Here is an 11820-nt window from a genome sequence, read left to right on the forward strand (position 1 = left end):
GTCCGGGCGGCGGCGGCTTCGCCGGTCGTCCCGGCGGCGGTGGCGGCGGCGGTTTCGCCGGTCGTCCCGGCGGCGGTGGCGGTGGCGGTTTCGCCGGTCGTCCCGGTGGTCCCGGTGGCGGCGGTGGCCGTCCCGGCTTCGGCGGTCGTCCCGGTGGTCCGGGCGGTCGTGGTGGCACGCAGGGCGCCTTCGGTCGCCCCGGCGGTCCCGCGCGCCGTGGCCGCAAGTCGAAGCGGCAGAGGCGCCAGGAGTACGAGGCCATGCAGGCCCCGTCGGTCGGCGGCGTGATGCTGCCTCGCGGCAACGGCGAGTCCATTCGCCTGTCGCGCGGTGCCTCCCTCACCGACTTCGCGGAGAAGATCAACGCCAACCCGGCGTCGCTCGTCGCGGTCATGATGAACCTGGGCGAGATGGTCACGGCCACGCAGTCCGTCTCCGACGAGACGCTGCAGCTCCTCGCCGACGAGATGAACTACACGGTTCAGATCGTCAGCCCCGAGGAGGAGGACCGCGAGCTGCTCGAGTCCTTCGACATCGAGTTCGGCGAGGACGAGGGCGGCGAGGAGGACCTCGTGGTCCGTCCGCCGGTCGTCACCGTCATGGGTCACGTCGACCACGGAAAGACCCGACTGCTCGACGCCATCCGCAAGACGAACGTCATCGCGGGCGAGGCCGGCGGCATCACCCAGCACATCGGTGCCTACCAGGTCGCGACCGAGGTCAACGACGAAGAGCGCAGGATCACCTTCATCGACACCCCGGGTCACGAGGCGTTCACCGCCATGCGTGCCCGTGGTGCGAAGTCGACCGACATCGCGATCCTGGTCGTCGCGGCCAACGACGGCGTCATGCCGCAGACGGTCGAGGCGCTCAACCACGCCAAGGCGGCCGACGTCCCGATCGTCGTCGCGGTCAACAAGATCGACGTCGAGGGTGCCGACCCGACCAAGGTGCGCGGTCAGCTGACCGAGTACGGCCTGGTGGCCGAGGAGTACGGCGGCGACACCATGTTCGTCGACATCTCCGCCAAGCAGGGTCTGCACATCGACTCCCTGCTGGAGGCCGTGGTCCTCACCGCGGACGCCTCGCTCGACCTGCGGGCCAACCCGAACCAGGACGCGCAGGGCATCTCGATCGAGTCCCGCCTCGACCGCGGTCGCGGTGCCGTCTCGACGGTGCTCGTCCAGCGCGGCACGCTGCGGGTCGGCGACACGATGGTCGTGGGCGACGCCTACGGCCGCGTGCGCGCCATGCTCGACGACAACGGCAACAACGTCGCCGAGGCCGGCCCGTCGACGCCGGTCCAGGTCCTGGGCCTGACCAACGTCCCGGGTGCGGGCGACAACTTCCTGGTGGTCGACGAGGACCGTACGGCCCGTCAGATCGCCGAGAAGCGCGCCGCCCGCGAGCGCAACGCCGCGTTCGCCAAGCGCACGCGCCGTGTCTCCCTCGAGGACCTGGACAAGGTGCTCAAGGCCGGCGAGGTCCAGCAGCTGAACCTGATCATCAAGGGTGACGCTTCCGGCTCCGTCGAGGCGCTCGAGTCGTCCCTGCTCCAGCTGGACGTCGGCGAAGAGGTCGACATCCGCGTCCTGCACCGTGGTGTCGGTGCGGTCACGGAGTCGGACATCGACCTGGCGATGGGCTCCGACGCCATCGTGATCGGCTTCAACGTCCGTGCGGCAGGCCGCGCGGCGCAGATGGCCGAGCGCGAAGGCGTGGACGTCCGGTACTACTCGGTCATCTACCAGGCGATCGAGGAGATCGAGGCGGCCCTGAAGGGCATGCTGAAGCCGGAGTTCGAGGAGGTCGAGCTCGGTACGGCGGAGATCCGCGAGGTCTTCAAGTCGTCCAAGCTGGGCAACATCGCGGGTGTTCTCATCCGCTCCGGCGAGGTCAAGCGCAACACCAAGGCGCGCCTGGTTCGCGACGGCAAGGTCATCGCGGAGAACCTCAACATCGAGGGTCTGCGTCGCTTCAAGGACGACGTCACCGAGATCCGCGAAGGGTTCGAGGGCGGTATCAACCTCGGCAACTTCAACGACATCAAGGTCGACGACGTCATCGCGACGTACGAGATGCGCGAGAAGCCGCGCGTCTGATCCAGCACGCGATCGGGGCCGGTCGGCGGGAGTGTATTTCCGTCGATCGGCCCCGGCCGTTGCGTGTACGGTTCCGGTATCGGCGTACCAGCGCCCATACCCCGAACCGGCGGGACATCCGGAACACACATGTATGTGGGGACTCTGTCCTTCGATCTGCTCCTCGGCGACGTCCACTCGCTGAAGGAGAAACGCTCTCTCGTCCGTCCGATCGTGGCCGAACTCCAGCGCAAGTACGCGGTGAGTGCGGCGGAGACGGGCAATCAGGACCTTCATCGCAGGGCCGAGATCGGGCTCGCGGTGGTCTCCGGGGACACGGCACACCTCTCCGACGTACTGGACCGCTGTGAGCGGCTGGTGGCCGGGCGGCCCGAGGTGGAACTGCTCTCGGTTCGACGCAGGCTCCACAGCGACGAAGACTGAAGCAAGAAGTAAGCACTTAAGGAGACGGACCAGTGGCCGACAACGCGCGCGCCAAGAGGCTGGCGGACCTCATCCGGGAGGTGGTGGCCCAGAAGCTGCTGCGCGGGATCAAGGACCCGCGGCTCGGCTCGAACGTGACCATCACGGACACCCGCGTCACCGGGGACCTGCGGGAGGCGACTGTCTTCTACACGGTGTACGGGGACGACGAGGAGCGGGCCGCCGCGGCCGCCGGTCTGGAGAGCGCCAAGGGCGTGCTCCGTTCCGCGGTCGGTGCGGCGGCGGGAGTGAAGTTCACCCCGACGCTCACCTTCGTGGCCGACGCCCTGCCGGACACCGCCCGCACCATCGAGGACCTCCTCGACAAGGCGCGGCAGTCCGACGCGCAGGTGCGCGAGGTCTCGGCCGGCGCCAGCTACGCCGGTGAGGCCGACCCGTACAGGAAGCCGGGCGAGGACGAGGACGACGCCGCCGAATGACCCAGCAGAACCGGACGCCCGACGGGCTTGTCGTCGTCGACAAGCCGTCGGGCTTCACCTCGCACGACGTGGTCGCCAAGATGCGCGGCATCGCCCGCACCCGCCGCGTCGGGCACGCGGGCACCCTCGACCCCATGGCGACGGGCGTGCTCGTCCTCGGCGTCGAGCGGGCCACCAAACTGCTCGGTCACCTCGCGCTGACCGAGAAGGAGTACCTGGGCACGATCCGCCTCGGGCAGACGACGGTCACCGACGACGCCGAGGGCGAGATCACGGGGTCGCACGACGCCTCGAAGGTCACCCGCGAGGCCGTCGACGCCCGGATCGCCGAGCTGACCGGCGAGATCATGCAGGTCCCCTCGAAGGTCAGCGCCATCAAGATCGACGGTGTGCGCTCCTACAAGCGCGCCCGCGAGGGCGAGGAGTTCGAGATCCCGGCCAGGCCGGTCACCGTCTCGTCCTTCGCGGTCCACGACATGCGCGAGGCGGTCGCCGAGGACGGCACCGCGGTGTTGGACCTCGTGGTGTCCGTCGTCTGCTCCTCCGGCACCTACATCCGGGCCCTGGCCCGGGACCTGGGTGCGGGACTGGGCGTCGGCGGCCATCTCACCGCGCTGCGCCGCACCCGCGTCGGCCCTTACAAGCTGGACGGCGCCCGCACGCTGGACCAGCTGCAGCAGGAGCTGACCGTGCTGCCGATCGCCGAGGCCGCCGCGGCCGCGTTCCCGCGCTGGGACGTGGACGAGCGGCGGGCCCGTCTGCTCACCAACGGCGTACGCCTGGACATGCCCGAGACGTACGCGGGCCGCGGTCCGGTGGCCGTCTTCGGTCCCGAGGGGCGCTTCCTCGTACTCGTCGAGGAGCACAAGGGCAAGGCGAAGAGCCTGGCCGTCTTCGGCTGAGGCGCTGAGGCGCTGAGGCGCTGAGAACTGAGACGCTTGGGCGCTGCCGCGGGGGGCCGGGGCCGGTCTGCCCGTGGAGCGGCGATCACGGGGTTGTGCCGCCGCTCCACGGTCCCCCTCGGTTCCCCCACCCCTAGGGTGTATCCACCCACCCCCGTCTGTTCACCCGTCCGGGCAGGCGCTCGGAGTGAACCGAGGGAGCGGAAGGGGGCGCGTTCGCGGCTCGATCTGTCCCGCTGATCACACCGCGCCTAACGTCGAGGTTGTGGGCACAGGTGTACGGCGGGGAGGTTCGGCCATGGCGGGACGGGGCCCGCGCAGCGGGAGCGGACACCGGCCGGGGGACAGCGGGCGCGAAGGACGGGCCACGGAGCCGCCCGCGCCGGACCCCGCCCTGGTCCGCATCCACGACCTCGCCGGCCGGCCCCGGGGCACCGGCTTCATGGCCGACCACCACGGCACCCTGATCACCAGCCACGAGGCCGTCGACGGCCTCGCCCGGCTCATCCTGCACGCCGCCGGTGACCGCACCTGCCTGGTGACCGCGGACGCGGTGACCCCGCTGCCCGCCCTGGACCTGGCCCTCGTACGCACCGAAGGGCTCGGCGTGCCCCCGCTGCCGCTCACCGTGCGGGACCGCGTCGAGAGCGGCACCTATGTGCGCATCCCCGCCGGATGCTGGCGCGAGGCGCGGGTGCTCGCCGAGACCTCCGTGACGTACGCGGCCACCGACCGCTTCCATCTCCTGGACGACGCACTGGAGTTGGCGATCGGCACGGACGGCCGGGACGCGCTGCGGCTGGGCGGCGGAGCGGCCGGGGGACCGGTGCTGGACCCGGTTACCGGCGCCGTGGTCGGCGTCCTCGGCACCGCGCTGCAGTCCGGCCACCGCGACGTGGGCTTCGCCGTCACGCTGCGCACCGCACCGAGCGGCCCGCTCGCCGGCCTCCTCGCCGAGAACGCGGCGACGGTGCCCGCCTACGGCGCCGACCTGAACCTGGCCGGAGTCCTGGAGCTCACCGCCACCTCGGTGGGGCAGGACGGGCCGCCGGGCGCTCTGGCGGGCCGGACCGGACGAGCGGGCACGGAGGTCCAGCCGGTCGAACGGACCGCCACGGCGGGGGAGTTCGCCGCGTTCGACCGCGGCCCGGCCGCCGTCCTCGGCCTCGTCGGGCCACCCGGAAGCGGCCGTACGACGGAACTCGCCGCGCTCGCCGCCCGCCGCCACGGCGGCGCCGAACCCGCCCCCACCCTGTGGCTGCGCGGCGCCGACCTCACCGATGAGGACACCTCGGTCGCGGACGCGGCCGGGCGGGCGCTGGCCCGCGCCGCCCGCATCGTCGCCGCGTCCGGCACCGCCGGCACCTCGGACCTCGGCGACATCACCCCCGAGCTGCTGGCCGACGTGGCACGCACCGCGAACCGCCCGCTGCTGCTCCTCCTGGACGGCCCCGAGGAGATGCCGCCCGTACTGGCACACCGTCTGCCGGAGTGGACGCGGGGGACCGCGGACTGGCTGCGCCGGACGGGCGCGCGGCTGGTGGTGGCGTGCAGGGCGGAGTACTGGGAGCGGGCGGGGGCGGAGTTCCCGCAGGAGATCCTGCACGGCCAGGGCGCTCCCGGCGGGCTCCCCGCATGCGTACGCCTCGGTGACCTGCGGGAGGACGAGGCCCGCATCGCACGCGCGCGGTACGGCATCCCCGAGGGCGCCCTGGAGGAGCCCGACGCCCGCCACCCGCTCACCCTCCGGCTGCTCTCGGAGGTCGGCGCCGCCCTCCCGGACGCCCCGCACGCGCGCGTGGACCGCGACGAGGTCTTCTCGGCCCACCTCGATCTGATGTGCCTGCGCATCGCGGTCCGGCTGGCCGCCGAGCGGGGCCTGCGCGGCACCGCCGTACGCCGTCTGGCGGCCAAGGTCGCAGGACAGGTGCACGAGGCCGCACGGCGCAGCCTCGGCCCCGGACACGGCGAGCTGGACCGTAAGAGCTTCGAGGCGGTGTTCCCCTGGGGACAGGCCCCCGCACGGCTCGGCGGCGGCACCGGCTGGGCGTCGGCCGTCCTCACCGAGGGCCTGCTCGTCCCGGCCGGCAGCGGCTACCGCTTCGCCCACGAGGAGCTCGCCGACTGGATCCAGGGCATGCACCTCGACCTCGACGAGGCCCTGCGGGCGCTGGTCCACCGCGACCGCGGCCCGGACGCCGACGGCCGGCTCTGCGTGCCGCACCACCGCATCGGCCCCGTCGTCGAGGCGCTACTGCTCCTCGCCCGCCGGCACGGAACCCCCCGACTGGCAGCGCGCCTGCGGGAGTTGACGCACGCCCTGGACAGCAACCCGCACTCCTGGTGGGCCGCCCGCCTCCTCACCGAGACGCTGCTGCGCGTGCCGGACGCCACGCCGTACCTGCCCGTCCTACGGATGCTCGCCGACCGGGTCGTGGCGATGCGCGGCCAGGGCGTCCCCAAGTCCCGGGAGGGGGAGCTTGGTTGCCTGCCCGGCTCGGAGGCCTCGCGCGCCGCGGAAGTCCCGCCTGCCTCGGAGGTCTCGCCCGGTTGGGAAGTTCCGTCGGCCCCGGTGGCCCCGCCTGCCTCGGCGGTGCCGCCCGGCTCGGAGGTGCCACCGACCTCGGCGGTCCCGTCCGCCTGGGTCTCGCCCGGCTGGGAAGTTCCGCTGGCCTCGGTGGCCCCGGCTGCCTCGGAGGTCTCGCCTGGCTGGGAAGTTCCGCTGGCCCCGGCGGTCCCGATGGCCCCGGCGATCCCGCCCGGCTCGGTGGCCCCGCCCGGCTCGGAGGTCTCGCCCGGCTGGGAAGTTCCGCCGGCCCTGGTGGCCCAGCCTGCCTCGGAGGTCTCGCCCGGCTCGGTGGCCCCGCCCGGCTCGGAGGTCTCGCCCGGCTGGGAAGTTCCGCCGGCCCTGGTGGCCCAGCCTGCCTCGGAGGTCTCGCCCGGCTCGGTGGCCCCGCCCGGCTCGGAGGTCTCGCCCGGCTGGGAAGTTCCGCCGGCCCTGGTGGCCCAGCCTGCCTCGGAGGTCTCGCCCGGCTCGGTGGCCCCGCCCGGCTCGGAGGTCTCGCCCGGTTGGGAAGTTCCGTCGGCCCCGGCGGCCCAGTCTGCCTCGGCGGTCCCGCGGACCCTGGCGGTCCCGTCTGCCCCGGCGGACCTGTCTGCCCCGGTGGACCCACCCGCCCCGGCGATCTCGCCCGGCTTGGAAGTCCCTTCCGCCTCGGAAGTTCCGCCGGACTCGGCGGTCCCGTTGGCCCCGGCGATCCCGCCCGGTTCGGAAGTCCCGCCCTCCGCGGAAGTCCCGCCTTCCTTGGAGGTCCCGCCGACCCCGGCGATCCCGCCCTCCGCGGAAGTCCCGCCGACCCCGGCGATCCCGCCCGCCGCGGAAGTCCCGCCGACCACGGCGATCCCGCCCGCTCTCGCGATCCCGGCCGCCCCGGCGGTCCCGCCCGCCTTCGGCCCCCGCTTCTGGACCGCCCTGCCGCTCCCGCTGGGCGAGCGGCTCGGCCTGCTGCGGCATCTCCTCCTCGCCGACGGCCCGCCGCAGGAGCCCGGCCCGCGGTTCCTGGACGCCGTCTCCCGCCTTCTGGCCGCGGACCCCACCGCCGTACAGCCGCTCCTCGCGGACTGGTTCGACGACGACCGCCCGCTGCCCGCGACCCCGCACGCGACGGTCGCGAAGGCGGCGCAGGCGCTGCTGCACACTCACCGGCGGCTCGCCCTGGACGAACTGACCGAGGTGCTCGTCAAGGGCGCGCACCGGCGGGCGGACGAACTGCTCGCCGTACTCGCGGAGGACGAGCCCTCGGCCGTGTGCCGGGCCGTCGACCGGTGGGCGCACGACGAACGACCCGCCCGGCGCGTGGCGGCCGTCGCGTACGGCCTGCGCGCCGCCCCGCACGTCCGCACCGAGGCCGACCGCGAACTGCTGCGCTACGCGGCCCTCGCCCTGCTGGCCCGCCCCGCCGACTGCACCCTGCACGGCGGCGCGCTCGCCCTCCTCGTACGGGATCCACGCACGCGTGCCCGCCATCTCCCGCAGGCCCTGCGGCACTTCACCGCCGACGACCCGCACTTCCCGCCGAGCGCACTGGTCCCGGCCCTCGCCACCCACCCGGACCCGGTCCTCGACGCCTTCCGCGAGCGGCTGTGCAGGCCGCACGCCGGGCGGGCGCTGCGCACGCTCGCCGACGTCACCACACCCACGCTCGCACGACGGGTCGCCGCACTCGTACGGGACGCCGTGGAGCGGCGCCCGGAGACCGCCGTCGACATGGCCGCCTACGTCGACCGACGGCTCGACCAGGGACCGGCCGCCCGGACCGTGCTCTTCCCGCTGGTCACCGGCCTCCTCGACGGCGGCCCGGAAGAGGCGCGAACCGCTCTCGCCACCGTGCTCGCAGGCCCCGGCGCCCCCGCCTCCCGCCTCCTGCGCCGCGAACTCCTGGACTTCCTGCTGACGCACGAACACGCCCCGGCCGTCCTGGACGCCCTGCTGCACGCGGCCGGCCGGCACGGCGGCGACGACACGCGCGACCTGGTGCACCGCACCGGCCTGCTCCTCGTCCGCACACCGGACGGCGCGGCCCGCTTCGACCGCGGCCTGGTCGAACTCGCCCGGGAAGTGCCGGGCTTCGCCGCCCGCACCGCGGGCTGGCTGGCCGACACCCCGCAGGCCTGGGCGGCGGTGGTGGGGCCCAGTACCCGCCGGATGATCGAGAACCTCTCGGGCGTCCACGTGCCCGCCTGAGCCGTGCCCGCCTGAGCCGTGTCCGCACGTGCGTCGGGTCACAGCCCCCATGCCGATGAGGGCGGTCCGCGTCCGGCATGGCACCCTTAGACCTGCGTAAGACGTCGATGGACACGGACACGGGTTCGAGGAGCGGTCACAGTGCAGCGCTGGCGTGGCTTGGAGGACATCCCCGAGGACTGGGGGCGCAGCGTCGTCACCATCGGGTCCTACGACGGGGTCCACCGCGGGCACCAGCTGATCATCAGGCATGCCGTGGACCGCGCGCGTGAGCTGGGCGTTCCCTCCGTCGTCGTCACCTTCGACCCGCACCCCAGCGAGGTCGTCCGCCCCGGCAGCCACCCGCCGCTGCTCGCCCCGCACCACCGGCGCGCCGAGCTGATGGCGGACCTGGGCGTGGACGCGGTCCTGATCCTCCCCTTCACCAAGGAGTTCTCGAAGCTCTCGCCCGCCGACTTCGTGGTCAAGGTCCTGGTCGACAAGCTGCACGCGAAGGCGGTCGTCGAGGGCCCGAACTTCCGCTTCGGCCACAAGGCCGCGGGCAACGTCGAGTTCCTGACCGAGCAGGGCAAGGTCTACGACTACGAGGTCGAGGTCGTCGACCTGTACGTGACCGGCGACGCGGGCGGCGGCGAGCCCTTCTCCTCCACCCTGACCCGGCGTCTGGTCGCCGAGGGCGACGTCGCGGGCGCGGCGGAGATCCTCGGCCGTCCGCACCGCGTGGAGGGCGTGGTGGTGCGCGGCGCCCAGCGCGGCCGCGAACTGGGCTTCCCGACGGCCAACGTCGAGACCCTGCCCCACACCGCGATCCCCGCCGACGGCGTCTACGCCGGCTGGCTGCACGCCCAGGGCGAGGTGATGCCGGCCGCGATCTCCGTCGGCACGAACCCGCAGTTCGACGGTACGGAGCGCACGGTGGAGGCGTACGCCATCGACCGCGTGGGCCTCGACCTCTACGGCCTGCACGTCGCCGTCGACTTCCTCGCCTTCGTGCGCGGCCAGGCGAAGTTCGAGTCCCTGGAGGCCCTGCTGGAGCAGATGGCCGAGGACGTGAAGCGCTGCCGCGAACTGGTGGCCGCCGCCGAATAGCCACCCCTACGACGCCGAAGGGCGGCCGGTGCGTACGAGCACCGGCCGCCCTTCGCCGTTCCTGCGCTACGGCTACGGCTACTGCTGCGGCGGAGGGTTCTGCGGGTAGCCGTAGCCGGGCTGGCCGGGCTGACCGGGCTGCGGCGGCTGGGGCTGACCGGGCTGCGGGTACGGCTGGGCCGGGGCCTGCGGGTACGGCTGTCCGGGATGTCCGGGCTGCCCCGGCTGCGCGGGCGGCTGGCCCTGCTGCGGATAGGGCTGACCCGGGGCGTACGGCTGGCCGGGCTGCGGCGGCTGGGGCACCTGCGGGTACGGCCCCGGCTGACCGGGCGCCTGCTGTCCGGGCACCGGCTGTCCGGGGGCGTACGGCTGGCCCGGCATCGGCGGGGCGGCGACCGGCGGCGGGTTGCCGTCGGAGGTCCACAGGCCGTGCATCTGCTGATGGCGCACGAAGTCCTCGGCGATCATCGCCGCGAGGTTGAAGTACGCCTCCCGCACCTTGGGCCGCATCATGTCGAGGTCGACCTCGGCACCGGCGGCGAGATGCTCGTCGAAGGGCACGACCACGACCCCGCGGCACCGCGTCTCGAAGTGGCTGACGATGTCCTCCACCTTGATCATCTTGCCGGTCTCGCGCACGCCGGAGATGACGGTGAGGGACCGCGACACCAGGTCGGCGTAGCCGTGCGCGGACAGCCAGTCCAGGGTCGTACTGGCGCTGCTCGCACCGTCCACCGACGGCGTCGAGATGATGATGAGCTGGTCGGCGAGGTCGAGCACACCGCGCATGGCGCTGTAGAGCAGACCGGTGCCGGAGTCGGTCAGGATGATCGGGTACTGCCTGCCGAGCACGTCGATGGCGCGCCGGTAGTCCTCGTCGTTGAAGGTCGTCGAGACGGCCGGGTCGACGTCGTTGGCGATGATCTCGAGCCCGGAGGGGGCCTGGGACGTGAACCGCCGGATGTCCATGTACGAGTTGAGGTACGGGATCGCCTGGACGAGGTCGCGGATGGTGGCGCCGGTCTCGCGCCGCACCCGGCGGCCGAGGGTGCCGGCGTCCGGGTTGGCGTCGATCGCGAGGATCTTGTCCTGGCGCTCGGTGGCGAGCGTGGAGCCGAGCGCGGTGGTGGTCGTGGTCTTGCCGACGCCGCCCTTGAGACTGATGACCGCGATGCGGTAGCAGGACAGCACGGGCGTCCGGATCAGCTCGAGCTTGCGGTTCCGCTCGGCCTCCTCCTTCTTCCCACCGATCTTGAACCGGCTCGGCGCGGCCGCGGGTCGCCCGCTCTTCGCCTTCTGCTTCTTGTTGATGAGCCGGTCGCTCGACAGCTCCACGGCGGCGGTGTAACCCAGCGGCGCGGCACCGGGGTTGGTCATCTGCCGCTGATCGTGCTGCATGGGCTGCGGCCACGCGGCCCCGATACGCGGGTCCACGGGCGGCTGGGGGGCCTGCGGCTGTTGCGGGGCCTGCGGCGCCTGGGGGTTGGGCTGCCCCTGCGGCGGGACGCCGGGCTGGGGCTGGCCGTGGGGGGCTGATCCGGGCTGCGGGAAGCCGTATCCGCCGGGCGCGTTGGGAGCGGGCGGGGCGGGCTGCTGCGGGGGCTGCGGGTTGGGCTGGGGCCGGCCCTGCGGGAAGCCGTAACCGCCGGGTGCGTCGGGAGCGGGGGCAGGCTGCTGCGGGGGCTGGGGGGCCTGCGGTGCCTGGGCGTTGGGCAGGGGCTGGCCCTGCGGGACTGCGCCCGGCTGCGGGAAGCCGTAACCGCCGGGTGCGTTGGGGGCCGGAGGCGAAGGTGGAGTGGACTGGGGTGCCTGGGCGTTCGGCTGCGGCTGGCCCTGACCCTGGCCCTGCGGGAAGCCGTAACCGCCGGGCTGGGCGGGGGAGTTGGGGTTCGGCGGGGCGGCAGGCGCCGGGGTGCCCGGCTGCGGGAAGCCGTAGCCGCCCTGGGGGTCGGGCGTAGGTGCGGGCTGCGGCTGGTTCCAGGCCGCCGGGGCCGGCTGCGGAGCCTGCGGCTGGAAGTGCGGCTGCTGCGGCGGCACGGGCGGCTGACCCGGCGCGGCGGCCGCGGGCTGCTGCGGTGCGG

General features: G+C 73.7%; 7 protein-coding genes. 6 read left to right on the plus strand and 1 reads right to left on the minus strand.

All coding sequences use genetic code 11. From position 1 onward, the window contains the following. The 6 genes from infB to JYK17_RS39230 form a co-directional block, all read left to right on the plus strand. Window positions 1-2102 (plus strand): translation initiation factor IF-2 (infB, locus tag JYK17_RS39200; RefSeq protein WP_222812259.1); only part of this gene is annotated, 2102 nt, incomplete at its 5' end. A gap of 129 nt (window positions 2103-2231) precedes the next feature. Continuing rightward, window positions 2232-2525, plus strand: coding sequence for a DUF503 domain-containing protein (locus JYK17_RS39205; RefSeq protein WP_108016025.1), 294 nt, complete (start codon window positions 2232-2234; stop codon window positions 2523-2525). A 32-nt stretch (window positions 2526-2557) separates the two neighbouring features. After that, entirely contained in the window at window positions 2558-3004 is a 447-nt protein-coding gene (rbfA, locus tag JYK17_RS39210; protein ID WP_108016024.1) for a 30S ribosome-binding factor RbfA, read from the plus strand. Further along, on the plus strand, window positions 3001-3906 hold the full coding sequence (gene truB / locus JYK17_RS39215; protein ID WP_108016023.1) for a tRNA pseudouridine(55) synthase TruB: 906 nt from the start codon (window positions 3001-3003) through the stop codon (window positions 3904-3906). Before rbfA ends, truB begins: the two co-directional genes overlap by 4 nt. Window positions 3907-4204: 298 nt before the next feature. After that, window positions 4205-8650, plus strand: coding sequence for a trypsin-like peptidase domain-containing protein (locus JYK17_RS40920; protein WP_372465383.1), 4446 nt, complete (start codon window positions 4205-4207; stop codon window positions 8648-8650). Between the two features lie 141 nt (window positions 8651-8791). After that, entirely contained in the window at window positions 8792-9739 is a 948-nt protein-coding gene (locus JYK17_RS39230) for a bifunctional riboflavin kinase/FAD synthetase (protein WP_108016022.1), read from the plus strand. Between the two features lie 78 nt (window positions 9740-9817). Here the strand turns inward: JYK17_RS39230 and JYK17_RS39235 are convergent. Further along, window positions 9818-11820 (minus strand): MinD/ParA family ATP-binding protein (locus JYK17_RS39235; protein ID WP_222812260.1); only part of this gene is annotated, 2003 nt, incomplete at its 5' end.

It is taken from the genome of Streptomyces plumbidurans, from assembly GCF_019857225.1.
Classification (GTDB): Bacteria; Actinomycetota; Actinomycetes; order Streptomycetales; family Streptomycetaceae; genus Streptomyces; species Streptomyces plumbidurans.